This is a genomic window from Nocardia sp. NPDC003999 (genome assembly GCF_053604885.1).
In genome coordinates, this window is record NZ_JBSGIB010000035.1 from 19295 (window position 1) to 43331 (window position 24037).

22 protein-coding genes and 1 pseudogene are annotated in these 24037 nt (G+C 69.0%); 9 read left to right on the forward strand and 14 right to left on the reverse strand.

Features of this window, described 5'->3' with window-relative positions:
• Window positions 1–374: 374 nt before the first annotated feature.
• The gene (locus tag ACWESM_RS35390; protein ID WP_452495532.1) at window positions 375–683 is read right to left on the reverse strand and encodes a hypothetical protein; all 309 of its coding nucleotides are present in this window, start codon (window positions 681–683) and stop codon (window positions 375–377) included.
• Between the two features lie 744 nt (window positions 684–1427).
• Between ACWESM_RS35390 and ACWESM_RS35395 the strand changes: the two genes are divergently transcribed.
• The 3 genes from ACWESM_RS35395 (at window position 1428) to ACWESM_RS35405 (ending at window position 3816) form a co-directional block, all read left to right on the forward strand.
• Complete coding sequence (locus tag ACWESM_RS35395; RefSeq protein ID WP_452495534.1) at window positions 1428–2498, forward strand: hypothetical protein; 1071 nt, start codon at window positions 1428–1430, stop codon at window positions 2496–2498.
• A 91-nt stretch (window positions 2499–2589) separates the two neighbouring features.
• A complete protein-coding gene (locus tag ACWESM_RS35400; RefSeq protein WP_452495536.1) occupies window positions 2590–2883 on the forward strand; it encodes a hypothetical protein in 294 nt (97 codons plus the stop codon).
• Window positions 2884–3576: 693 nt separating this feature from the next.
• Window positions 3577–3816: a hypothetical protein gene (locus ACWESM_RS35405; protein WP_452495538.1), complete on the forward strand. Its 240-nt coding sequence runs from the start codon at window positions 3577–3579 to the stop codon at window positions 3814–3816.
• A 238-nt stretch (window positions 3817–4054) separates the two neighbouring features.
• On the opposite strand, the gene ACWESM_RS35410 is transcribed toward ACWESM_RS35405, so the two are convergent.
• From ACWESM_RS35410 to ACWESM_RS35460, 11 genes are read right to left on the reverse strand one after another with little or no spacing between them, the layout of a single operon-like run.
• Window positions 4055–4510, reverse strand: a complete 456-nt coding sequence (locus ACWESM_RS35410; RefSeq protein WP_452495539.1) for a hypothetical protein — start codon at window positions 4508–4510, stop codon at window positions 4055–4057.
• A 25-nt stretch (window positions 4511–4535) separates the two neighbouring features.
• A complete protein-coding gene (locus tag ACWESM_RS35415; RefSeq protein ID WP_452495541.1) occupies window positions 4536–4760 on the reverse strand; it encodes a hypothetical protein in 225 nt (74 codons plus the stop codon).
• Window positions 4760–6985, reverse strand: coding sequence for an RRQRL motif-containing zinc-binding protein (locus ACWESM_RS35420; protein WP_452495543.1), 2226 nt, complete (start codon window positions 6983–6985; stop codon window positions 4760–4762). The genes ACWESM_RS35415 and ACWESM_RS35420 overlap by 1 nt, the downstream gene beginning before the upstream one ends.
• Window positions 6986–7020: 35 nt before the next feature.
• Window positions 7021–10020, reverse strand: coding sequence for a hypothetical protein (locus ACWESM_RS35425; RefSeq protein ID WP_452495545.1), 3000 nt, complete (start codon window positions 10018–10020; stop codon window positions 7021–7023).
• Entirely contained in the window at window positions 10017–11672 is a 1656-nt protein-coding gene (locus ACWESM_RS35430) for a hypothetical protein (RefSeq protein ID WP_452495547.1), read from the reverse strand. The genes ACWESM_RS35425 and ACWESM_RS35430 overlap by 4 nt, the downstream gene beginning before the upstream one ends.
• Window positions 11635–12195: a DUF4913 domain-containing protein gene (locus ACWESM_RS35435; RefSeq protein WP_452495549.1), complete on the reverse strand. Its 561-nt coding sequence runs from the start codon at window positions 12193–12195 to the stop codon at window positions 11635–11637. Before ACWESM_RS35435 ends, ACWESM_RS35430 begins: the two co-directional genes overlap by 38 nt.
• A complete protein-coding gene (locus ACWESM_RS35440; protein ID WP_452495551.1) occupies window positions 12192–14198 on the reverse strand; it encodes a type IV secretory system conjugative DNA transfer family protein in 2007 nt (668 codons plus the stop codon). Before ACWESM_RS35440 ends, ACWESM_RS35435 begins: the two co-directional genes overlap by 4 nt.
• A 3-nt stretch (window positions 14199–14201) precedes the next feature.
• A complete protein-coding gene (locus ACWESM_RS35445; RefSeq protein ID WP_452495553.1) occupies window positions 14202–14459 on the reverse strand; it encodes a hypothetical protein in 258 nt (85 codons plus the stop codon).
• On the reverse strand, window positions 14456–14638 hold the full coding sequence (locus ACWESM_RS35450; protein ID WP_452495555.1) for a hypothetical protein: 183 nt from the start codon (window positions 14636–14638) through the stop codon (window positions 14456–14458). Before ACWESM_RS35450 ends, ACWESM_RS35445 begins: the two co-directional genes overlap by 4 nt.
• A 20-nt stretch (window positions 14639–14658) precedes the next feature.
• The gene (locus ACWESM_RS35455; protein ID WP_452495556.1) at window positions 14659–14994 is read right to left on the reverse strand and encodes a hypothetical protein; all 336 of its coding nucleotides are present in this window, start codon (window positions 14992–14994) and stop codon (window positions 14659–14661) included.
• Window positions 14991–15317 carry a hypothetical protein gene (locus tag ACWESM_RS35460; RefSeq protein WP_452495558.1) on the reverse strand — a complete coding sequence of 109 codons (327 nt, stop codon included), beginning with the start codon at window positions 15315–15317 and terminating at the stop codon, window positions 14991–14993. The genes ACWESM_RS35455 and ACWESM_RS35460 overlap by 4 nt, the downstream gene beginning before the upstream one ends.
• A gap of 194 nt (window positions 15318–15511) precedes the next feature.
• On the opposite strand from ACWESM_RS35460, the gene ACWESM_RS35465 reads away from it, so the two are divergent.
• From ACWESM_RS35465 to ACWESM_RS35480, 4 genes are all read left to right on the forward strand, one after another.
• Entirely contained in the window at window positions 15512–16252 is a 741-nt protein-coding gene (locus ACWESM_RS35465) for a GntR family transcriptional regulator (protein ID WP_452495560.1), read from the forward strand.
• Window positions 16249–17082: a class I SAM-dependent methyltransferase gene (locus ACWESM_RS35470; RefSeq protein ID WP_452495562.1), complete on the forward strand. Its 834-nt coding sequence runs from the start codon at window positions 16249–16251 to the stop codon at window positions 17080–17082. Before ACWESM_RS35465 ends, ACWESM_RS35470 begins: the two co-directional genes overlap by 4 nt.
• Window positions 17083–17164: 82 nt before the next feature.
• Entirely contained in the window at window positions 17165–17371 is a 207-nt protein-coding gene (locus ACWESM_RS35475) for a hypothetical protein (RefSeq protein WP_397282138.1), read from the forward strand.
• 206 nt (window positions 17372–17577) lie between these two features.
• The gene (locus ACWESM_RS35480; protein ID WP_452495564.1) at window positions 17578–19473 is read left to right on the forward strand and encodes a hypothetical protein; all 1896 of its coding nucleotides are present in this window, start codon (window positions 17578–17580) and stop codon (window positions 19471–19473) included.
• Window positions 19474–19500: 27 nt separating this feature from the next.
• On the opposite strand, the gene ACWESM_RS35485 is transcribed toward ACWESM_RS35480, so the two are convergent.
• Complete coding sequence (locus ACWESM_RS35485; RefSeq protein ID WP_452495565.1) at window positions 19501–20451, reverse strand: ParB/RepB/Spo0J family partition protein; 951 nt, start codon at window positions 20449–20451, stop codon at window positions 19501–19503.
• On the reverse strand, window positions 20451–21170 hold the full coding sequence (locus tag ACWESM_RS35490; RefSeq protein WP_452495567.1) for a ParA family protein: 720 nt from the start codon (window positions 21168–21170) through the stop codon (window positions 20451–20453). Before ACWESM_RS35490 ends, ACWESM_RS35485 begins: the two co-directional genes overlap by 1 nt.
• Window positions 21171–21557: 387 nt before the next feature.
• Between ACWESM_RS35490 and ACWESM_RS35495 the strand changes: the two genes are divergently transcribed.
• Together ACWESM_RS35495 and ACWESM_RS35500 are read left to right on the forward strand one after the other, a co-directional pair.
• Window positions 21558–23027: a hypothetical protein gene (locus ACWESM_RS35495; protein ID WP_452495569.1), complete on the forward strand. Its 1470-nt coding sequence runs from the start codon at window positions 21558–21560 to the stop codon at window positions 23025–23027.
• 59 nt (window positions 23028–23086) lie between these two features.
• Window positions 23087–24037 (forward strand): annotated as a pseudogene (locus tag ACWESM_RS35500) (hypothetical protein); the annotation flags it as partial.

Sequence of the window (24037 nt, forward strand, 5' to 3'; positions counted from 1 at the left end):
CGAAGTTCGGGTAGCCGCGGAGGGGGCCGATGGAACCATCACGGACAACGGCCTGGAAGCCGAGAGGGGATGTTCCGGGCCGTTGCCGGTCACCCGATTGGGGGGCTGCCGAGTTAACCCGGGCGACGCCTCCGATCCTACCGAAACACGGCAAAACGCAGCGGGCGGTCACCACGTTCGCGGGGTTCGAGCGCCTCAGACGCGCTTCCAGCTCCCCTGATGCCATGCCCGGCAGCCTGCGCGGCAACGAGGGGAGGGGAACGATCAGGGAGCCCGGTCCCCCCGGTAGGTTATTCAACCCGACCCCTGCCGCGATGGTGGACAGGGTGTGCCGGAGTCGGCGCCGCGCGCCCTGCCCCGGGCGGGAGAGTCTGTCAGCGGATGCCGAAGTGGCGCGCGCGCAGCTCGGCCAGCACGCGGCGCACCGCGGCCGGGTCGGCGTCGGTGAGCGCGGCCAAGTCCGCCATCGAGTAGTTGCCGCGCTGGGCGAGGATGCCACCGACCGCGTGCAGCACCACCAGATCGTGGGCCTGGCGGGTGGCCGAGGCGAGTTCGGCGATCACCTCATCCAGCCACGGCACCTCACCGCGTTCGGCGCGTTCGCGTTCGGCGCTCGACAACACCGCGTCGAACGCTTCCGCGATATCGGCGTACACCGCACCGCGAGCGTCATCACGCCCCACACCTCCAGCCTTGTCCGCCGGTCCGCACGGCGCAAACAGTGCGTCCGGTTCACCGGTGCGAGATCGATCCGCGCCGCCGGATGGTTACCGAACCTCGCCGGGGGCCGGCGGGCGGTTTCATCGCGGCCGCCACGGCGTCGGCGGGGCGGGAGCGGGGAGTCTTATCTGTAGGCGTCGGACCGTTTGGCGATGGATCGTGATCAGGGCTTCCTCGTCGTCGATCTCGGCCGACGACATCCGCGCGCTCGCCGCGGCGGGGGAGCTGGACGTGGCGGAGGTGTTCTACAAGCGTCAGACCGCCTACGAGCTGTTCCGGCCCGTTGCAGGTGTTCGAGGGTGGTATGGACGTCAGCATGACCGAACCCTGACCAATCAGGCCCGCTCACACTTGCCACGATCACTCCCCACCCGGCCTTCACGCCCCGACCGGAATCCCCGCACGATCAGGTACGCGAGCCGAAACGACCCCGGTTCCCTCACTGTCGGCTGATGGGGGAGCCGGGGTCGCTGCCTACCTGCGGGTGCCGCGCCCCCGGTGTTGTGAGGACCGGGCGCGGCGGAATCCATTTGAGCACGAGCTATGTTGTGCGACAAAGCGTTTGATACACGTTCCATTGATTGCATGTGAAAAATACTGTCGGACAGTTGGTTTGGTGCGCCCGAAACGGGCGGAAGGTCATGGACCCCCTGTCCAGGGCTTTCGTTCTTCGAACCTTCGTAGGGGCGTGCTGTCACACTGGCGTGATGGGGAGCGCAGAGAACCTGATGTCAGCGAAACAGGCTCTTCGGGTTGCTGAGGATTACGTCCGGGACACGATCGAAATCATGAACGTGGGGCGTAGCGATCCCCGCTTCGCTCAGGTCATCGACCAGCTACGCACAGGCATGACGAGCGGAGGTGCGGCCGGGGCCCGGCAGGTCCGCGTCCTTCTCGCCCAGATGGAGGCAACCGCGGGGCCGGATGCTGCCACCTTCATGGGGATCAGCGTTCAGACCGCTGAAGCAGCGAAATTGTGGCGCCGGTACCGCGTCGTCTACCGAGTACACCCGGGGCTGGCCGAAAGCCTTGTCGAGACGGACACCAAGACCGCAGTGCCGTGCGAAATCTTCTCCCGGCTCCCGCATCCGGACCCTTTCATCGCCTTCCCTACCCCGATCCCCGCGCCGATCGCGAGCGATGGCTACCTGAAAATCAGCGAGCCACCGATGATCGTGGGGATGCTCATCACCGCCGCCAACGAGCACGAGCAGATCTGTTCCACCGCCGACCCCCAGGCGCGGCGGCTGAACGTGGCTCTGGCCACCAGGATCCGTTACGAGGGACTGGCACCCAGCCACGAGGAGGCCACCGTGTTCGTGCCCCTCGACGGCAACCGGAGCATCGACGACCTGATCGAGCTCGCTGCGCAGTTGCCTACCTTCGGCACAGTCACCCACGCCGAGCAGCGCAGCATCTACAACCTGTCACTGAGCCTGCTGCTGTACTTGTGCAGTGACCGCCGCGACGCCCGCGAGGGCCGACCCGAGAACGATCGGCGGGGGAAGAAGAATCGTCGCCCCGACCAGAAACTGATCGACCTCGGCTTCGATGTCGGGCCTGCCCTCCAGGCCGCGCGGCGAATAGACCTCACGAGCGAAACCGGCACCGGGAGCAGCAGCGGCAGCGTCCGGCCTCACCTTCGCCGCGCGCACTGGCACACCTACTGGACCGGGCCGCGTACCGCGCCGACTCCGGAAGTGCGCTGGCTACACCCGATCTTGGTCAACAAAGAGGACTTCGGGGGCCGTGCGACCCTGATCGACGTCGCGGAATGACTTGCTGCAGAGGGGCAGGATTCGCGCGGAGAGCCGGTCGATAGATGTCAGTCATAGTGCGATGTCAGCGAGTGTCCTTATGGTTGGGCGTATGACCGACATCGCGCCCCTAGCGGCCTCCACTCGGGCGGTGTTCGGTGACCCGGGTGTGCACGCGGTCGTCCGGTCCGGGCGTACCGTGCACGCGGTCAGCCTCGGTCAGTGGGTCGGCGGCGAGGAAGTCCCGGAGTTGTTGTGCCACACCGGCGTGGCCGGATGGTCACCCACGGCGCTGGCACCGACCCGGGCGGAAGTCACCTGCGCCCGATGCCTGCGCAAACTCGGCGGATCCGCCTTTCCAGCGCACCAGCTTCCACTATTCGACGACGAACACCCAGGCCGATAGCCCCTGCGCTCGAGCCTCGTGAGGTTTAGGAGCGGGCCTGCCCATCGCCGCGTGCAGAACATGGATCACGTCGGGAGACGCCCGGAGGGAGACACCCGGGGACCCCACCCCGCAAAGGAGTGAGTGAGCGGGACCCCGGGATGTCTACGCCCCTCCGAGCGCTGTCACGATGACCGCAGGGAATGGATTGCCTCGTGACAGCCGCCCACACTACGGCCGCACCCGCCCGGATATCCGCTACCACGGTTCACGCGTGTCACGGGATCCCGTACACACGACACCGCAGGCCCGGTCCTGGCGTCCCGGCCGAGCCTGCGATGCCCCGGCCAGTGCCCGAACTCCAACGCTTCAGACCCCGACCTCACCCCACACCCTGCCACTCCGACCAGCACTGTCAAGGAGGAAACCGGCCCTGAACTGGGAAATGTCCGGTTTCGAACAAAAAGTGAGATCCCGGCCCGTCATGAGATCCCGGCCCGTCAATGGATGGTCGCGATCTGCGGTGTTACCGCAAGCTCTCCCTCGGCTTGAGAGCCTGCTCCCGTGGACACTCCGCTGACACACAAAGGCGCGTGACAATCGGTGCGAGCCGGGCCTGGCGGGCGTATCCCGAATCACCAAAGGGTCCATCAGTTCGGCGGGGCCCCTTTATGATTCGGACAGAGGGCGCGCTTTGCGCCTACTCTCCTCGGCATGAGCGAATCACTCGTCTATCTGACCGAGGCAGCCCTCGCGGCCCTACCGGACCAGATCGAAGGTATCGAGCTGGCCTTCGGCAAAGGCATCTTGGCTCAGGACATCGGCTTCAACAACGGTTGGCTCCAGGTGCGGGTCGCTCCGCCTGATGGCGACAAGGACGACGACCGTAGCATGGTTGTGCTCGATTTCCCGACGACTTCCGTCGCCGCCGTGCACTACCCGCGACGAAAGTAGGTCTTCTCGGATCTCACCTGGTCTGAGCTGGACAGCTTCTGGTTTTGCACACGAAATCGCGGGCCGGCCTTTTGCTGCAGGACGCCACTCGGACCGAGATCATGATCAATGTCCGCTGTGGCTGGACGGATCGGCTGCGTCCGCGCCCCACTACCTGCGCTGATCCACCGATCGTCCCGTTGACCAACAAGAAGAGGCCCCGCAACGGCGGGGCCTCTTGGTTTACTCGGGCTGGCGGTTACAGCAGGTCGGGGAAGAACGACCAGCGCACGTCCTGACCCGAGGGCAGGCTGACGTAGCGCAGCAGCGGGTGCCCGCAGTCGCAGCAGGTCGCGGCCTCCCACAGCGCGGTGCGGCCGACCTCGCGGGTGGCGTTGGCGATCTTCACGAAATGGTCCCCGCCGCGGTCGCGGCAGCCCGGCCCGAGCAGCCGCAGGGCCTCGTCCCGGGTGTCCGGGATGCGGGCGAACCGCAGGCCGATCCGCAGCGTGGTGCAGGCGGTGCGGGCGTCGATGTCGAGCCATTGCCGCATGAACGCGACGTCGAACACCTGCGGGCGGCGAAACCCGCTGTGGAGCGTGGTCATCGTCGCTTCCAGCGGTTCAGTGGCGGGGCCGAGGATCTCGGCGGCACGGATGCCGAGGTCCAGCATCTGCTCCCATTCCGGGAGCACGGTGGCGGTGGTTGTGGTCATCAGGTTGTCCTATGGGTGTGGTGGGTTACTCGTAGTAGGAGTTGGTGCCGGGGATGCGTTGCTCGCAGATGTGGTGCCCGCGCCCGGCGTCGACGATCTGCCCCAGCGGGCCGGGGCCGATCGCGCAGGGTGTGGCGACCGGCCACCGGTTGAAGTCGGAGCTGGGCGGGTCCCCGGCAGCGGGGGCGCCGGTGAGTACCAGCGCGGTGGCGGCGGTGACGAGACTCAACGGGAGCAGCTGGCGGCGCATCACGCTCGTCCTTCCCGCTCGCGTTTGCGGGCCAGCTCCATGCCCGCGCCGCGGGCGGTGCGGTGAGTGTTCGCTGCCTGGGCCGGTTCGGTGGATGTTCCGCACGGGTGGGCTTGGGCGAGGGCGGCCAGCCGCATCGCGGTGGCCTGCTCCTGGTCGACTCGCGGCCGTGAGGTCGACGGCAGTGGCCGGGTATCAGGGCCGTGGTGATGCTGGACAGCGGCGGTGGCCGAGTACAGCCGGTCGCGCCAGTGCTGTTCACGCCCAGCGCGGGTTTTGCCGTGCTTCCCGGCGGCGTGCACGCCCTGGTCGACGGCGGCGCGGATCTTCACCCTGGTCGGCGTATCGACTCCGGCGCCGCGCAAGGCCCGACCGAAGCCGTCCATGTTCGTGTCGAAGCTCTGACGTGCTTCGGTGAGCTGGGCCGGGGTGAGCCCGCCGCAGGCCAGAGCGTCGATGTCGTTGCGCACCGTCTCCAGCGCCCACCCGGGTTCGGTGCGCGGGGACATGTCCACGCCCGCGCCGATGAGCTGTTTGACCGTATCGCCGGTGCGGGCGGCGATCTGGTGGGCGGTGTGGCTGTGGCGGCGCAGGTCGACGCGGCGTTTGGTGCGTTCATCGACCAGCAGCAGTTCGGGCAGGTTGCGGTCGTCGACGCGGCCGAGGTCGATGTCGGCGACCAGTGCGGTGAGCGCGGCTTTCTCCGCCGGGTGCAATCCCGCCTTGGTGAGCAGCGCGCCGATGACGGCGCGGTCGCGGTCCATGCCGGCGATCATCTCCGCAACGTCGTCATCCAGCCGCAGCCCGCCGTCGGTGGTGGCGTCGTTGGCGTAGGCGGTGACATCGCGTGCGTCGCGGGCGAAATCGCGGATGCGGTCGGCCAAATCGTCGCGGTCGATCCAGTCCGGCCACGGCTCCATCTCCGCGTCGTCGCGGCCGTCGCGGATCGCGATGCCGATTTCCCGCACCCGCAGCTGGTCGTCGATGGTCATCACGTCGAGCTCACGAGCCATGGCCGCGCTGAAGTTGTCGCCGCGCTCGGCGAACCGCTCCAGCAGCTCACCGACCCGGCCACGAACCTCATGCGCGGGGTCGACCAGGACCGGCGTGTCCGTCAGATCGGTGCCGCTGACACCACCGCGCAGATAGTCGACGACGAATTCCACCCCGGACCGCACCGTGTTCGAGACTCCGGCGTCGGCGAGAGCGGCCGAAAGCTGCGCGCGGCGGGACCTCTCCGTGGCCAAATACATCTCGGCGCTGGCCGGGGTCGGTGCCTGGCCGTGCCAGGCCAGCACCGCCTCCATCACCCGCCCGTCCAGTGCCCGCGCCGACAGGACATCCACAGCGGCGGCCTGGCGGTCGTACACGACGCTGGCCTCGGTGAACCGCTGCCACCACAGCGCATCGAAGTCCGGGTCGAGGTTGACATCGTTCCCGTCGGCGTCGATGACCACGCCGTAAGTGCCCGCGTAGTGGCTGACCAGCTCGTCCATGCGGCGCGTGGCCACCTCCGCCAGCTGCGGGTCGTAGCGCCACACGATCGCGGCGGCCAGAACCTCCATGGTCGATTCGCGGCCAGATTCCCAGCTGAACCGGGTAAGCTGCGCTTCGGCCATCACCCGCGCACTGTCGATATCGGCCTGGGCGTCGGTGTGACCCATCGCGGCGTCGGCCGCGGCCTGGTCGAGCTCGTAGGCCTGCTCCTCGGCGCGGCGCAACGCCACCGACGCCAGCAGATACGCCATCGTCTGACTGTGGCCGGCGGGCGCACCCAACCGCGGTGGCTCATCGGCGCCCACCGGTACGGGCTGCTGCCGAACAGTGTTGTCGGACATGATTTTTCCTCCCTTGATACGGGTTGGGTCGGCCCAGGCCGGGCCGGGATCTACTTCTCGGTGCAGCTCGCCGCGGCTGATGCCGTGCCGTTCGGCGGCGCGGGCTTGGTGTTCGGCGGTGGCTTTGCGGATCGCGTCCAGTTGCGCGGAGCTGGCGGTGCGCTTGGGCGCGGCCTTGGCCAGGTCGAACAGGTGCGCTACCAGCGGTTTGCGGCCGCGTCGGCGCTTGCGGACCATGAATGCTGCGATGTCTTGCCCGTTGGGGCGAAGACCCGCCGCCCGAAGCTGACGGCGGGTCTTCAGATGAGCGGGCGCGGCCAACCACGGATAGGTCGGCACGCCCTCCTCATCAGCGTTACTGCTGGTGGTGGTGTCCCCCTTGGTCACAACCCACCTCGTTCAACGACGCGAGCCCTGCGGCTTCACGACCGTCCCTGGCCGCGTTTGCGCCCGAGGTCCACACCCGAGCCCTGGCTGGTGCGCCGCGCTTTGGGCGCCTCACCGGGGGCGGTGGCCGCGCCGCCGGGGCGGGCTTGGGCGAGGTCGGCCAGCAGCAGCGCGGTGGCGGATTCGCGGTCGACACCGAGCGCGGTCAGCTCATCCACCAGCTGCTCGCGGCGCGACTGGCTGTCCCACCCCGGGACAGTCGCCCGTGTCTTGGCCTGATCGGTCTTCTGCCGCCGCACGGTCGCGGCCGCGGTGATCGACTCGGTCTCCAACCGGCGGGTGACCGCGGTGATCTGCTGACGCGCATCGCGGTCGGTGACCCCGGCCTGGTCGAGTGCATCCGACAGCGCACGCCGGTGGGAGGCCAGCGCATCGGGCTGGGCGTCGCCGTTGACGAACGCGTCGGTGGTGTCACGCGTCAACCGGTTGACCGCGTTCCACACCGGCTCGTAGGCCTTGGCCTGACCGTCCTCGACCTGATGCCCGGCCGCGGCGAGCGCCGCCACGACCGCCGCGCGGGTCTCCTCGGCGCGGCGCTGCGCTTCGGCGCGGGCCTCGGTGCGGCGGATCCGGTACTCGGATTCCTTGTCCGCCCACACGGTTTTCGGATCCGGGCCGGTGCCGGGCGCGTCAGCGTCGGCCAACGCGAGCTTGATGGCGTCGCGTTCGATCGGGGCCAACCCGGAGCCCTTGGCCTTGGCGGCGGCCTCGATCTCCGCACGCAGCTTGGCGGCCTTCTTCTGGTCGGCCTCGATCTGGGAGCGAGCCACCCGCACGTAGTCGGTGATCTTCTGCCCCAGCTGGTCTTTGTCGACCGCGTCCGGCCACAACGGCGGGAACTCGTGTCCGGGTGCGGCTTTGATCGCCTTGCCGCGAACGCGGGCGGTGTCGCGGTCGGCTTCGGGCAGATCAGCGACCAGGCGGGTCAGCTCGGAAACGACCTGGCTGGTGTCGGCGCCGCGCGCCAGGCGGGCCTGGTACTCCATCAGCGCGGCGTCCATCTTCGCGCGGGTGTCGGCATCGGCACCCCAGTTGGCCTGCCCGATCCCCGCGCGCGGGTCGGCGGTCAGGTAGTCCAGCGCGAACAGCACCTTGTCCTGGGCGGCCTGGTCGGCCTCGGCGAGCAGGAACCGCACCCGCGCCCGAGCGGCCTCCTGCGTGGACTCCACACCCGGCGCTGGTGGGGTCGAGCTGCGGCGCATGCCCAGCGATTTCGCCGCCGCCTGGGTGTACTCCTCGATCGCGGCGTACACGCCCTGGCGCTGATCGGGGTTGAGCGTGGGGATTTCGGCGGTGGCGTTGATCGCGTACTTCTGCGCCAACCGGGCCCGATTCATCGACGCACGGTCGGAGTAGGCGTTGTGCACCATCCGCTCGACCGCGTCCTCGTCGCCGCCGCGCGACAGTTCGTCGACGTCGACGTTCCAGCGGTCGCGCAGCCCGGCCGCCAGGCTCTGGCGGACCTGTTCGGCTTTCGCGTCGTCCACGCTCCAGGAGACGGCCTCATACCAGGCTTCGACGACGTCGTCGGCGGACGCGGTCTTCCACCAGTTGTCCGATCCCGCGCCATCGAGGGAGGCGTGCATCGCCTTGCGTTCGGCTTCGAACCGCTGCGCGGCCAGCTCCGCGTCGGCGGCTGCCTGACGTGCCGCCACCTCCATCTCGCGCGTCCGGCGGGCAGCGGTGGCCTGCGCCCACTGGGTCATCATGCTCAGCAACATCCGCGTGAATGAGGCCATCTCACGGGCGGCGTGGTCGATGTCTGCGGCGTGGTGTTCGCTCACAGGGGTTTCCTCCTCAGGGGTGATGTCGTCGTCGGCCGGATCCGGCGGCGGCTCGTGCTCGTAGTCGGGGCCCGGCTCGGGAAGTTCCGGAGCGGGGCTCGGGTCGGGTGTGGTGGCGTGCTGGCGTTGCGGCTCGGCCCGCTGTGGTTGGGCGTGGTGGAGGTGGCCGGCGGGCGGGGCGTTGAGCGCGCCCGCCAGGACCGAGGCATCGACGCGGACGAACTCGTCCAGCTCCACGCCGTGCCCGGCGTCGATGTGCTCGGAGAGGTCCTTGCCGGTCGCGGCCTCCACGACGAGCAGCTCCTGCACGCGGCCGGTCAGCATCTGCGCGACCTGGGCGGCGTGCCGGTACCCGGCGGTGTCCTTGTCGGCCACGATCACCACCCGCGCGGCGCCGCGCAGCTGGTGGGCGTGCTCGCGACGGAAGCTCCCGGCTCCCATCGCGTTACAGGTCGCGACCAGGCCCGCGGCGCGGGCGCGGTCGGCGTCTTTCTCGCCCTCGACCAGCCAGATGGTTTCGCCGTCGGCGACGGCGTGGCGCACCTCGGGCAGCTGGTAGAGCACCGGCGCGAACCCGCCGCCGGACCAGCGGCCCCCGGCGTCGCACTTGCGCTGCCGGAACTGCTTTTCGATGCCGTTCTCGTGCGGGATATGGATCCGCACAACCTCACCCAGCGGGTTGCCCCGCTCATCGGTGTAGCTGTAGATCGCGGCTTGGCGGCGCGGGCCGGTCACCTTCCCCAGCCGGTCACGACGCGACTGGAACGGGATGACATTGCCACCCTCGCGGCCCCGACCCTGCTGCGGGTTCACCCGCTGACCGGTCTGGCGGGACTGACCGCCTTGACGGGCCTGCCCCGGCTTTGGGGAGCGGTGGCTGAAGCCGCGGCGCGGGGCGTCGAACAAGTCCCGCACACCGAGACCGATGGCGCGCAGGACGTCCTCGTCGGTGCACTCCCCGGTGAAGCAACGCACGAAGGTCTTGCGCTTGTCCGGGTCATAGATCAGACCCAGGCTCGGGTGGTTGTAGTCCTCGTGCGACGGGCACAGGTACTTCGTCCACTCCCCGTACGTCGACGTAGGGCCAGGCTTGCGGCCGTTCGCGACGGCGTGAGCGTCCAGGGCTGCGGTGATGCGATCGAACGACGGCCGCGCAGCCGCGGCCGTCGTCTTCGGGTCCGGCTTGCTCACCGGGACGCGCCTCGATCGCTTCGCCCGCCGCCGAGCACCTGCGTCAACGGGCGCCACCACGGCTGCGAGGGCTCCACGGCCTGGGTGTTCACCGGCACCGGGAACTCCAGCGCCACACCGTGGCTGGGCGGCTGGAAAGCGGACCGGCCGACCGTGGCACGCAACTGCGCGAGTTCCTGACGGAGGTCGGTGTAGTCCTGGCGCAAGCTCTGCCACTCCCGCAGCTGCATGTGCGCGGTTTCGACGATCGCGGCGACCAACTCGTCGCGGTCCTCACCCGCCAGCAACTGCGGTGCCAGAGCGGGGTTCTCGATGATCCACCCGGCCGCGATCGCCACCTCCGCCTGCTGCCGCGAATCCGGCTCCGCGGCGGGCTGGTCGGCCGCCGATCCGGTGTGGGTGATCGCTTCGCCGCGCAGCGCGGTGATCTGCTCGGCCATCACGTCCCGCTCGACCGCCTCGACGTCGCCCTGGCCGGTCGCGGCCGCGACCGTGCGGTTGCGGGTGCTCACCCACTCCCGGTAGGCGGCTGGGTCGGTGACCACCTGCCAGGCGCGGTTGTCGCGCACGATGGCGGCGTCGTACTCGCCAGAGGCAAGGCTAGCGACCACCCGCTCGGCGCGGCCGGCCTCCGAGACGGTCAGCACGTCGGTGGCGCGGGCGGTGACCAGGATCTCCTCCGCCGCTTCCACGAACCGCAGCTCCCCGCGGTCGAGCAGATCACGCGGCCGGGTGAGCAGCGTCTGCTCCATGAACGGGTCAGCTGCACTGCACAGTGCAGCGAAGGCCTGCTCCACCCCGGCGCGGTCAAGCAGCTGGTAGTCGCCCGGGTGCAGGCTGTCGGGACGGAACGGGCGCAGCCCGGCGGCGTCGACGAACTCGCCTCGCTCGTTGGTCCAGCCGCTGCGGTCGCTGGTCAAATGCCCCACGATCCGCGTCGCCCGCGAGGTCAGCCACGTCTGGTAGGCGTCGGGGTCGGTGGCCAGCTGCCAGGTGTCCTCCCCCGCCAGACCCCGCACGTCCTCGAAGTTCACCGCCGCCGCGATCAGCCGATCCAGCCGCGCCGCCTCACCGGCGGTGACGACGTCACTGGTGCGGATCGTGGACACGACCGCGTCGGCCATCTCCCGCAGCTGGCTTTCCCACCGCGCCGCACCACCGTCGGCCTGGTCGGGGTCGGTGCCGACGTGCTCGACCAGCTCAGCGACCGTGGCGCGCAACGCCTCTCGGGTCAGCGAGAAGTCGTGGCCGCTGGCCTGGATCGGCCGCAGCCAGATCGCGTCGGGGAAATCCGTGGTGGGCGCGAAGGCCTCGACCCACGCGGCGGGGTCGGCGGCGGGGTTCTCGGTTTGCGCGCTCATCCACGCCTCGTACAGCTCGGCATCGGCGACCCGCTCCCAGGCGTAGGCCGAGTCCGCGCCGTCGAGCAGCTCCGTGACCACGACCTCGGCGCGAGCGGCCTCATCGGCGTGCAGCACCTGACCGGCCCGCACCGCGGCGAGGATCTGCTCGCCCAGCCCGAGCGCAGCATCGTCGATCGCGTGGCGGGTTCGCCGCGACAGGTCGTGGATGGCGTCGATCAGCTCAGCCCGACTCCGCAGCGACGACATGGCGTCAGCGGCCTGTGAGGCGGGCGAAAAGGCGTCCGACATGGGTAGTCCTCCCGGTTGTTGTGGTGGAGACAGCCCCGGCCTCGGTGAAGGCCGGGGACGACAGGACCGCGCCGGGCGAGGCCAGCGGCAGCGGCTTGAGTTGGCCGTTGATGAAGTGGCCTTTGACGGAGCAGAACTTGAAAGGTCCGGCGGGGTCCATGAGCCGGGTCATGTGCGGGTGGCAGTGATCGCGCCACCACACCGAGATGCCGGTCTTGCCGTCGAGGCGGTAGTGCTCCCACGCCCGCCACATCGCCTCGAACGTCGAGGTCGCCTCCGGGTGCTTGAGGTACCAGGGGCACCACGCGTTGGAGGTGACGTCGTCATCCACGTGCCGCGCGTACGTCGGGGCCAGCCAATGAGTGACCCACTCGATGTAGTTGGGAAAGCACGGCTGCGGTGGCTCCTCCCCGCCCTGGCCGCCCTGCCCGGCCGGGGCGGGGTCGGCGGCTTCCATCTCGTCGACCTTCGCCAGGACCTGCTGCTTGAACAGGTCCTCGCCGTCGTCGGGGAACTGGCTCACGCCGCTCCCTCCTCTCGCTGCTCATCGCCGCCGAGCACCGGCGGCTGCTGGACGGGAAACAGCGCTGCCGCAGCCTTCGCGGTCTCAGCGGCAGCGGCCTTGATGTCGGCCTTCACCCGAGCGCCGTAGGGGCGATCCCAGAACGGGACCGACGCGCACAAGGTGGCGGGGAAACCGCTGCCGAACACGACCATCCGGCCGCGCGGCAGCGCCTGAATGTCGGAGACGGTGAGGGTCTGGCGCTCGGTGAGGCTGCGCGACACACTGCGACCAGAGCTGGAGGTCGACACCGAACCGGTCAGCTCGTGGTGGGAACCGACCGCCTCGGCGCGTTCCCGCAGGAACGGCACGTCGTCCAGACCGGAGCCGAGCACACGCACGTTCGCCGCGCCCCACAGCGCTTTCATGCCGCCGGGGCCCCAGCAGCGCTCGCCCTGAGCCCAGGACTGCAACACCGTCAGCACGACGATTCCGCGTGAGCCGAAGTGGCTGTAGAGCTTCGGCAGATCCCGCCAGCGCACCACGTTGGCGGCCTCGTCCAGCACCGCGGTCACCGGCGTCGGCAACCGGCCACCGTGGGCGACACCGCGCTGCACGGACGCCTCCAGCACCGCAGCGGTCAAGGCGTTGAGGATCGGTCCCGCCGACCCGGCGCCCTCCATGCTCAGCAGATAGAGCGTGTTGGAGTCCGACCACGCGAACGAGCGGTGATCGAACCGCCGCCGACCCTCGCCGTGCTCGATCCACGGCCGCAGATCCGGGGACTTGATGATCCGCGCCATCTTCCGCGCGGTGCCGAACACACCCGAGCGTTGCTTGGGGTCCTCGTTGTACATCGCGAACAGGCCCTTGGCGGCCATGTGGTGGCCCGCGAGGTCGAGGATCCGGGCGGGTTCGGTGTTGGTCTCGGCGGTCAGCCACTCCCACACCTGCGAGATCGGGCGATCCGACAGCGCCGCCGCCAGCAGCAGCTGCGCCAGCAGATCCTCACCCGCCGGGTCGAAGAACGCGTCGCGCTTGGCGTCCTGGCCGTCGTCGCCGTCGGCGAAATGACCCGCCAGCCGCGCGGCGCGCTCCTCGGCACCCCACACCAGCTGCGGCTCCACGTCGCGGTCACTGATGCCCTGGGGCTCGTCGACGAACACCGGGCCGTCCTCGACGACATGCAGCCCGGCAGACGGTTTCGGCAGGTCCGGGCGCTGCTCGGGCGGGATCACATACGACAGCGGGTCCCAGCTGAACGGCTCCGTCGCGCCGTTGATGCGCTGGGGATCGAACACGAAACAGTCGCCGATCTCCTCGCGCATCTTGCGCGTCGCGGTGACCACGTCGTTCTTGTTGCTGGTCGTGATCACTGTGCCCGCTGCCTCCAGCACCGCCGGAATCACGCGGGAGGTCGACTTGCCCTGACGGGGTCCCCAGATGTCGACGTGGAGGTCTTCGAACGACCCGAACAGCCACTGCCGACCCTCGATCGACACACCGATCGACACCCCAGGCCGGGACGGGATCCGCTGCTTGGCAGCAGCTTCCGCGTTGGGGAAGGCCACCTTCAGCCGCTTGGCGGCATCCGCGGCGGCGCGAGCCATCAACGGGGCCAACGCGGCACCGCGGCCCATGAAGCGGGCGCGGTCATCGATCGGCAGCCGCTCGAGCTTCGGCCGCCGGCCACTGCCGCTGCCGATGCGCTGCCAGCTCTTCGTGCGCACCAAGCGGGTGCACACCGCCGTGAAGCCCAGCGCCGCAAACGATCCGCCGACCAGGCAGCACGCCGACGCGGTCGCCGCGCCCGACCACACCACATCGCCCATCACCGTCATGTGCGCGGCCAGCGACAGTGGATTCCACGGAACGTCCTGCTCGGGGCCGCCGAAGAACGGCGCCATCCGCAGCGACAGCGACGCCCCCAACGACGTGGTGCCGATCGCGGAGACCGCGATGAGCTCCTTCCACTCCCCCGCGGCGCCCGCGCGTTGTGCCGGGTCCTTGATGCGGCGATCCACTGATCAGCCCTGCCTTTCCACGTCGAAAAAGCGGCCGACGACGACACGAGTCGCGCCGTCGTGGCCGTGAATGGTTTGGATGTCATCGAGGCAGGCCGCCTCGACAGTCGTGCGGACTGCGCCGCGCCAGCGCATCGACACCGCGCCGTCGGGCCAGATCACGCCGTCAGCGACCACACCCGTGCCGGAGAACCCGGTCACGTCGACGTCGCGATGCAGCTGGAAAACCCGCACCCCCGGGTTGATCTCGGTGTTCGTCACCGCGCACCCCCGTCCGGAACCGCCGTGGCGGTGGTGGTGCGCAGGCTGCAGAACGGCTCACACGGACCCAGCGGGCGCGGCGTCGCCGGTGCCGAACCTCCATGGCCGGGGAACGCGGCCACGACCAGCAGCAGCGTCAGCACCGCGACCGTCAGCACCGTCGCGAAAGCGCCGACCATATGGCCGATCCCGGACCGCATCACCGGTCCAGCCCCATCGCCCGCTCCGCCGCAGCACCGGCCCGCATGGCCGCCAAGCCGACCGCTTCCGCTGTGGTCAGTCCCAGCGCGGCGGCCCACCGGCCGATCTCACGCTCCTGGCCTGTCGCGGAGTTCACGGCCGCGACCTTCATCGCCGCGAGCGCCTGATCCTTGGTCAGCTGACGGCCCGGCAGGTAGTCCACGGTCCACCGGCCGCAACCGACATAGCGGGCCATGTGGCCGGTCTGCTCGCTGGACATAACGTGCCGGCCCACATGCACCGTCGCCACCGCAGGAGTCGACGCCGCCCGCGCGAGCAGCTGCGTAGCGTTCATCGCGACCACACCGCCCACTCGGCCGCCGTGGTCGGCCACTCCGATTGCATGCAGCGGATCACCGCGTCCAGCACATCCAGCCCCAGCGGCCGCGCCTGACCAGCCAGCAGCTTCCACACCATCGCGGTGTTCGGACTATCGACCCACAGCAGCTGATCCCACTCAGCCACGATTTCGGCCAGCGTGAGACCGGCCACCGCCTGCACTCCGTTGACCAGGCGATCCGGCGCGAACGAAAGCCGGAACACCCCCTCAGACATCTCGTAAGCGACGTGGTCTGACCGCGTCGCGGTCAACCACTGCCCCTCTCGCTGAACAGCCATCAGGCCTCCCACTCATTCGTGTGCGCTCTGTGTGCGCATCGCGCACACGATTGAGTATGACCGTGATCGCTATCACGCACAAGGGCGCACACGAAGGGAAAAATGCGAGTTGTGCGACGCTGTGATCCATAGCGCGCACACGCGCACACGAGTGTTAGCCTGGGCTGGATCGATACCTAGACAAGGAGGTCGTTGTGACTCCGCATCTGCAGAGGCCCGAGCCGGTCTACATGCAGCTCGTGGCTCACTACCGCGACGCGATCACCAGCGGTGATCTACGCGAGGGTGAGCGCATGCCGAGCGTGCGCGAGATCGCCGAGCAATGGCAGGTTGCTTACACCACCGCCGCGAAGGCGATGCGCCAGCTGGCCGCCGATGGGCTGGTCTCGACCAGCAAGCAGGGCACGATTGTGGCGTTCCTTGAGAACGGCACCTTCAGCCCAGCTGATCGGCTGCGCTCGGTACAACGGGGCCGGGTGATCTACCCGCACGGCGCTTCGAAAATCATCTCCGCTGAGTTGACCACTGCTCCGCAACACGTCGCCGACGCGATGGGCATCGAGCCCGGCGACTCAGTTGTCCGCCGCGAACGCGTGACTAAGCACGGCGACGTGCCAGTCACGTGGTCGGTGACATGGATGCCTGGTGAACTGGCAGAAGCGGTCCCAGAGCTGCTGGATTTGCAACCCATCCCTGGCGGGCAGGGAACCATTGGCCTGCTCAAGGAGAGGACCGGACGCTTTCCGGACACCAACGCCGACAGCTACCGCCAATGCGCGGCACGAGCCACAGCCGAAATCGCCGAGCACCTCGGCATCGCGGAGGGCGATCCTGTGCTGCTGGGTGAAAACCGCTGGCCTGAGAAGTCCGGTGCGGTACTGGAATTCGGTGAGTACGTAATCCCTGCGGGTCACTGGGTCACCGTCACGAAATGACGCACCAGGTGCCAGACTCCGGGCAGCCGCCTGTAGATGCGGCGATCGCTTCAAACAAGGCGCTCTGGGACGAATGGGCCGCCATCCACGCGCAGGGCAGCTGGTACAACCTCGACGCGGTCCGGGCCGGAGCTGACAAGCTGCGGCCCTACGAGGTGGCCGAAATCGGAGAAGTCGCCGGCCTCTCCCTGCTACACCTGCAATGCCAGATCGGCACAGACTCGGTGTCCTGGGCCCGCCGCGGTGCACGCGTCACCGGCGTCGATATCTCTCCTGTCGCGATCCAGATCGCCACAGATCTCGCGCGTGACGTGAGCGTCGACGCTCAATTCGTCGTCTCGGACGTGATGCGCCTCGACGAAGTTCTGACCGGCCAATGGGACATCGTGTATGCGTCTCGCGGCATTCTTGGCTGGCTGCCCGATCTCACCAGCTGGGCGCAGATCGTAAGCCGCTTCGTCGCTCCAGGCGGGTTCCTATACCTCACGGACATGCATCCCGTCGCCAAGACTCTCGATCCGTCCACGCCGGAAGTACGTGTCAGCCAACCGTATTGGCACCGATCCGAGCCTTTTCGACATGCGGTGCAGGGCTCCTACGCCGATCCGTCGGCACCCGTCGAGTCCAGTGAGAAGTATTTATGGACGCACAGCACAGGCGATCTGTTGACAGCGATCGCGGATGCTGGCCTCCGGTTGGAGTTCTTTCACGAGTTCCCTTGGTTGGACAGACAACTGCCCAGCCTGACCCAACGCGGGCAGCGAGAGTTCGTTCCGCCTCATGGCATTGAGCTGCCGCTCTACTTCTCCCTACGGGCACGCATGCCTTAGACCGTTGTCCACACAGTTTGTGTGGACAACGTTGCGGCGTGTCGGCTTCGTCCCGGACCGGATTACATCTAGAAAGGTCGCTATGGCCAGACCAGTCACGCTACCGCCGACCAAAGGCGTCGGCCTGCAACTGTCTCGCGATGTAGTCGACGCGGTCCAGGAAGCAGCGAAAGCGCACGGCCTGACCCAGCGTGCCGTGTACGAGCTGGCGCTACGGCGACTGCTCGGACTCCCCGACTATCCCGGACTACCACCGAGCCACCAGGAGGCCTTGAAGCTCCCGGCCTGACCCGCCCGGAGAACGCGCCCGCCCTAGTGCGGGCGTGGCACCCACCCCCCCAGAAACGGGTGAAGGCCCCCAGTTGGCGCTGGAAGGCCTTCGGTTGGACCCCGATACCCATTATTAGGAATCCGCTGCTTGTGCTAAGCGTGCACAAGGGTAGCAAGCGTGCGAATCCGCAACCAAGTGATACGGCCGAGGCCGCAGATCACAATTTGCGACCTGCACTCTTCCCACTACCTGACGACGATGTTCCAGCTCCCGCCGATGCGGCCCGTGAGCTGGCCTGGGCGACTCTCGTTCCGCTGATCGCGGCGCGGCCGTCGATGCGGCTGATCGACCCAGACAACAACACCACGGTGTCGACTCGGCGGCTGACTCGGCGCCCGCCGGCGGACCCGGCCGCGGTGCCGGTCTACGACGCCGCACGCCGCACGCGGCTGCTGGCGCTGGATTTCGACTCCAAGCGTGGCGGGCCGGTGCAGGTGGCCCAGGACGTGGCCTACGCGAAAGCGTGGCTGCGGGCCTGCGGCGCGCTGCCGGTGTCCGACCTCAACCCGGCCAACCGCGGCCGCCACGTCATCGCGGCCTTCGCTGCCGGTGAGACCCACAGTCGCGACGAGATCGAGCCCGTGATGCGGCTGCTCGCCTCGCGGTTGCCGACGCTGGATATCGGCCTGATGCTCAACCCGAAAACCGGTGCGATCACCCCGCCCGGGTCGGCAACCCGCGACGGCGCGGTCCGTGAGCTGGACGGCGCCGTCGACGAGGCGGCGGCCGCGCTGCGTCAAGGTGCGGAGCCCGGTCTTCTCGCGCGTCTACGGGAGTACCTGGGTGTCGGCCCCGACCACACCACCCAGAAGGCGGCGTCGACCGGCCCTGTGGAGCTGTCTGCGGACCTGTGGGAGTGCGTGGGTAGCTCGGCGCGACTGCGCGCTCCCTGGTGCTGGAGAAGCCCTCTCCCGGCCGCCGTGGAGGCCTTCGCGGTCACCGGCGCCATGCCCGCCGATGGCCGTTGGCCTTCCCGGTCGGAGGCCCGCGCCAGTGTCCTGGCCGCGTGCGCGAAACGTGGCTGGAGTCTCGACGACGTGCGGGCGCGCCGCGACGACACCTGGCGTGGACTAGCGGGCGCGTACTCGCACTACCGCCGTTCTGACGAGGCGCTGGCCGCCGACTGGGAGCGCGTCTGTACCCGTTGGATCACAGCCAGCTCGTTAGTCCGATCTCACGAACACAGGGACAGAAACCTCACACCCCCCGGAGGTGCCTACGGCTCGAAATCTGCCCCGCTGCACAGCGATACCCACTCCCGCTGGCTTGCCACAGCTCACGCGTGGGTCCACCAGACCTGGCCCGGTCAACAACACCGCTGGACAGTGCTCGCCGTACTCGACGCGCTGTCCTACGCCGCGCTGGTCGCAGGCAAGACGGGCCGGGACGGCACACCCCTGGTCGCGGTCGGGGTGCGCGCGCTGGCGGGGTTCGCGGGGCTGCTGTCGGTCGGGACGGTCGCTGATGTGCTGGCGGACCTGCGGGAGCGGCCGGGCAGCCCGATCCTGCGGATCCGCCGCGCGGTGCACCGGGAAGCGGACTGCTACAGCCTGGTCACCGCCTACAGCGGGCCGGAGCTGGACCAGGCCGTGGCGGCGGTACCAGTCGACCGGGTGCAGCTGCGGCCGGTCCACGACGCGTGGAAGGTGCTCGGACTGCACCACCGCGCGGTCTACCAGCTCATCGTCGACACCGGCCTCACCAATGTCGCCGACGTGTTCGCGGCCGCTGGCGTCGGTCGCAGCACCGGCTACGACACCCTCGCTGTGCTCGCCCAGGCCGGGCTCATCACACGCGGCCGCGGCACCGTCTCCCCCGGCGAGACCACCCTCGACGACATCGCCACCGCCCACGGGCTGCAGAAAGTCCGCGTCGACTACCTCGCCCGGATCCAGCGCCAGCGCGCCGAGTGGCATGCCTGGCTCAAGCTGCGCCACCAGATCCCCGCCGACCACGACGCTGGCGCCGAGCCGATCGTGCAGCTCGCGCCGTGGGACCTGGACTCCGGCCTGGACGAGGCGATTTGGGCCGCCCAGATGGCCGCTGGACCCCCAGAATGACGGCCGCTTAGGCGCGCCGTCGCGCCGTCACGAAGCCTGGTTGAGGATGTGCAGGACTGCATCGAGAAGAGCTGGGTCGAGCTTGTCGCGCAGCACCTGCGCGACGTCGTCGGGTGTGCTGCTCTTGGGAATCTTGACCGCCGCAGTCGTGGAAAGAGTCTTTCCATCCTCGGCGCCGCTCGCAGAACCGGAGTCCGGCTCGATGAGGAGCCGGGCCGGGTCATAGGGCTGGCCGAGTTCCAGCAGCGCCCGCTGAGCTTCGGCGGGAAGTACTGCGATCTTGAGTGCCTTCTGCACTGGCATCGCCAGGTCCGACACCATGCCCTGGAACTCGGGGATCAACTCGAGCAGCTGGAGACGCTGGTTCACCTGGGTGTGGGAGATTCCCATCCGCTCGGCGAAGGCCCGCTTGCTCTCGCCGGTCATCGCGAGCACCGCGGCCATCTCGCCGCCCTCGCGGATCGGATCGTAGGGCTTGCGGTGGTAGTTCTCGATGATCCCGCTTTCCTTGCTCAGCCTCGGATCGGCGAGCCGGTCATTGCGGTGCAGCGGCAGCCTGGCGACCTTCTTGTGCCGGGCAGTGGCGAGCCTGCGGTTGCCCATGATGACGACGTAGCGGACCTCGTCGGCGAACTTGTCGTGCGGATGGTGTTCCAGCCACGCCTCACGCGAGCACACCGTCACCGCTTGAAGGATGCCGAACTCGTCGACCGTCGCGGCGAAAGCCGCCAGCTCCGGATCGGCTTCCGGGTCGTACTCACGCGCCCACCGAGGGTTGTCCGGCCGGTGCGCGAACTCCGCCAGTGGCGCGTCCATCTGGGAGGCCGGCGGGGGAGCGGCGGAGACGCCATCAGTCGAAACCTCGGCTCGCGTGGTGGTCAGCACCGCCGAGACGATCGCCGCGGTATCGCTGTGCGCCGTCGACGGCAGGCCACCGGATCCGCTGCGGCTCTTCTTCGGTCGCTGCGGCGCAGGCATCAGGCCGCCTCGTCCGCGCGCTGGCGGGCCAGGATCTCTTCCGCCAGGTCGTCGTACTCGCCGACGTCTTCGGGGATGAGGCCGTAGAACTCGTCGTAGGCGACCCCGCGCGAGATTTCGGTGTTCAGCACATCCAAGCCCAGCGCGTACGGGGTGTCGGGATCCAGCTCGCCGGTGTCGCTGACCAGGTTCGAGGTGAGCGCTTCGCGTGCCTCTTTGGCCTTGCCCTTGTGCGCGGCGGGGCAGCGGGTCAGCAGGACGCTGACCTCGAGCGGGGATCCGGAGTCGTTGACCGCGACGGCGCTCTGATAGGTCGGCACCAGTCGCCGCAGCTCGGCGCGGAACGGCCCGACCGGGCAGATCAGCCAGTCCGCGTACAGGCAGCCGTGGGTGAAGTTCTCCGGCTGCTCACCACCGGTATCGATGATCACCACATCGGCGCCGGTCGAACGCTCGACCGTTCGGGCGTATTGCGACAGCGGCCCGTCGCTCTCGTGCCAGATCGCGAGCTGGAACGGGACCTGGTCACCGACCCGCTCCGCCTCTTGGACCCAGTCGGTCGCGCCGCGCGTGCGGGTGTCGGCGCAAATGACGACCACCTTCAGACCCCGGCGCACCAGCGCCACCGCGGTCAGGATCGCGCTGGTCGTCTTACCGGGGCCGCCCTTCAACGTCGAGAACAGGACTCGCAGGACTCGGCGGGTATCTGCCGTCGTCATGGGCTGTGACTCCTAGCTAAGCCCCGCCCGGGTGGAAAGAGTCTTTCCACCCGGGCGGGTGCGGCGAATAGGAAGCGAGCATCGCCTGCCGCCTACGGGACAGGGGCCGCCACCTGGCTCGATTCAGCCGAGACGATACCGCGCGGTAGTCGGCGAAGAGAACGACCACACCGGCGCATAAGCCGCTTCTCCCACGCCCGCACCCCGGCCCTCGACGAAACCCCTGGTCGCCAAGTTCGCACCGCTCGCCGACCCGGTCCGCGTGGGCAGAGTGTCCGTCCACTAGTGGGCAAGGTCAATATGTTATGTTCCGTCGAAACGTTTTATCGAAACAGTACGATTTGTTTTTAACGACAAAACACAACGAAATTGCGGTAGAATCGAGGTATGAGCGAGCAGTCAGAGGCCCCGGTCGCCGAGTCGGCGGTTGGTGAGCAGCGCGTGTGCAAGTTCCCGGTCGGTCTCGACGCGGAGACCGGCGATTTCCAGGTGTGCGGGCGGGCGGTGTCGGTGGCGGCGCGTCCGGGCCGTCAGGCGAGCTATTGCGGTGAGCCGCGTATGGATCCGGATGGTCAGCGCCGTACTCATGACCGGACCACGGCGTTTCAGCGTCGGCGGGAGCTGCAATTGGCGGCGGCCGGTCAGGTCGCGCCGCGTCGGGAGCGGCCGAACGCGCCCCGGCCGGTGACGTCATCGCGAGCGTCGCTGTCGGAGCTGCTGGCGCAGGTGGAGATGGTGACGACCGCGCACCGCGAGCAGCTGGGGGAGTTGGTCGGCCGGGTGCACGAGATCGTCGCGACCGCGATCGATCCGGATGCGGCGGTCGCGGAGGTCACGCAGATCCGTCGTGAGCACGAGGCCGAGCTGGCGGTGGCGAACACGCGTGCGGACGAAGCCGAGGCCGATGCGATCAGCGCTCGCCGCGAGCGCGATCGTGCGCTCGAGGACAAGGCTTTGGCCGAGGGTGCGGCCGAAGACGCGATCGCCGCCCGGGACGAGGCGCGCGCGGACGCGGAGGAGCGCATCGCGGCCGCCGAGGCTTCGGCCGCTGAGCAGGTCGAGATCGTGCGCGCCGAGGCAGTAGCGCAGATCGAGGCCGCCCGCACCGAGGCCGCCGAGCAGGTCGCTGCTGCCCGTGCGGAAGCCGATGAGCAGGTAGCCGCCGCCGAGGCAGACGCCACCCGGGCGCGCGGTGAGGCAGAACGGGCCGGTGCGCAGCGCGACGCGGCGATCGTCGACCGCGACACAGCTCGCGCGGAAGCTGCCGAGCGCATCGCGGCGGTTGAGGCACAATCGCGGGAGCAGATCGCCGCCGCCGAGCAGGCCGCGTCTGCCCGTGTCGATCAGGTCGAGCACGACGCCGCTGTCCAGATCACCGAGGCTCACGACACTCGTGACGCTGCGGTCGCGGCGCGCCACCGCGCCGAATCCGCCCAGGCCGCCGCCGAACAGGCGGCGGCCGATGCCCGAACCGAGGCTGACCGGCTCCGCGGTGAGCTCACCGATCTGCGCACCCAGCTGGCCGGCGCCCGCACCGAGGCCACGGATCTGCGCGGGGAGCTTGCCGCCGCCCGCGCGGATGCGACCTCCGCCCAGCGCGCGGCCGCCGACGCCGACGCCGATGCGCAGCGACTTCGGGCCGAAATCAGCGAAGTGCGAGCCGATCTGGCTACGGTGCGGTCGGAAGCTCGCGCAGACCGCGAACAGCTGCGCAGCGACCACGCCGCCGAGATCACCCGGATCCAGTCCGCAGCCGACGCCCGCGCCAACGCGCTCGAGCGCGCCCTGGCCGCCGCCCAGAACACCATCTCCCGCCTGGAATCCGAACTCACACAGAAACGCCCGGGCCAGAAATGACGGGCCACAGCACCGACCAACCCTGCGAGCCGCGACAACACCGAGAAAGGTTCCCCCTGATGTCCTCCCGTTCGAAACCCCGAACCGCACCTCCCGATGGGGACGCCCTGATCGAGGGTGCGCTGCCCGACCGGGTGCAGATCGCCCATGAGCGTCTGGCCCACCAGGACGACCCGGCGCTGCTCGAAGCACTCTCGGAGCGTGAGCTCGTCGCCTCCCGCGAGTTGGCCGAGCTGGTGCGCGACCACGAACGCAACGAGAAGCGGGCGCGGATCCAGGCCGCCGCCGACGCCGCCGAACGGGTGCGGCGCACCGCCTCGCAGCTGGCCGAGCGGGAAGCCGCGGACCTGCTGCGGGCCGCGCAAGCAATCGGGGAGCAGCGCCACAGCAGCAGCCCACACGCCAAAGTCGCGCGCCTGCACCAGCGCAAACCACGGGTACTGGGGCTTCTGGCCGGTGTGGTCGCGTTCTCGATGCTGTTCTCCGCGGTCACGGTGCAGCAGAACATCGCCCCTACCGGCGGCGCCACCAATCCGATGTTCTGGCTGTCTTACGGCTTGGAGGCCCTGATCAGTGTCGTGCTGGTCGCGTTGATGCTCTCGACCGCCGACACCGCCGAGTGGGGTGTCATCGACAAGCTGTGGCAGGTCTACACCGTCGAGGGCGTCCTGTTGACCGCGAGCATCGCGCTCAACACCTTCCCCTACCTCCGGAAAGGGGACGTGACCGGTTTCGGTGTGCACGTGGTCGCGCCGATCATGATCGGCGTCGCTCTGGTCACCCACCGTCTGGTCGCCGAACGCTACGGCCACGCGATCGAACGAGCCACCGCCGAAGTCCCCGACCACGAGGACCTGCACGCCCGGCTGGTGGCCCTCACTCAGGTCGGTGACGCCGGGAACCAGATCCTGCCCGACATCCTCACCGCGCGCCCCGAACCCGTCCGGCACGAGGCGACGGCCAACGACATCGAGATGCCGGCCATCGAGCATCCTGCGGAGCAGACGGAC